1 protein-coding gene is annotated in these 524 nt (G+C 43.7%); it reads left to right on the forward strand.

Annotation, left to right across the window (positions count from 1 at the left end):
* Positions 1 to 219, forward strand: a 219-nt coding sequence (locus AAC147_RS06695) for a tyrosine-type recombinase/integrase (RefSeq protein WP_047686048.1), incomplete at its 5' end; no start/stop codon positions are given.
* Between the last annotated feature and the right edge of the window lie 305 nt (positions 220 to 524).

Below are 524 nucleotides of genomic sequence, written 5' to 3' on the forward strand. Positions count from 1 at the left end.
AAAGAGTGTGGTTTTGCCGTCTCCCCTCACCGTTTTCGTCATACACTGGCCACAGAGCTGATGAAAGCACCGGATCGTAATTTGCAGCTGGTCAGGTGTTTGCTGGGTCATCGTAGTCTGGCAACCACCCTGGAATATATTGATATTGATATCGATATGGAGATCGCAGGGAAAACACTGGAGAATGAACTGGCAATCTATCTGGATATTGCGGTGTAAGGAGAACCGGCAGTAAAAAAGACAGGGCAGGTCTCAGACAGGATTGAGGGGAGGTGGAGGTGTGAGTCACTGCCCTGCATCAACAGGGATGATATGAAAAAATGGCTATTTGCGATCCCCTGTCCCGTAAAGTCTTTCCCTTACTTGACATCAGAATCAATTACTGAAATCATTACCTTGAACGAAAAAAGAGTGCTTGCAAATGCAGGCACTCTGTATGCTTTAATTTACGGCTTTTTTAAACATTGAACGTACAAACTAAGCGAGCAATTGTTTAACATCTTCTTAACAGCCCTAAATTTTAA

It is taken from the genome of Xenorhabdus sp. NBAII XenSa04, from assembly GCF_963866145.1.
GTDB classification, from domain to species: domain Bacteria; phylum Pseudomonadota; class Gammaproteobacteria; order Enterobacterales; family Enterobacteriaceae; genus Xenorhabdus; species Xenorhabdus indica.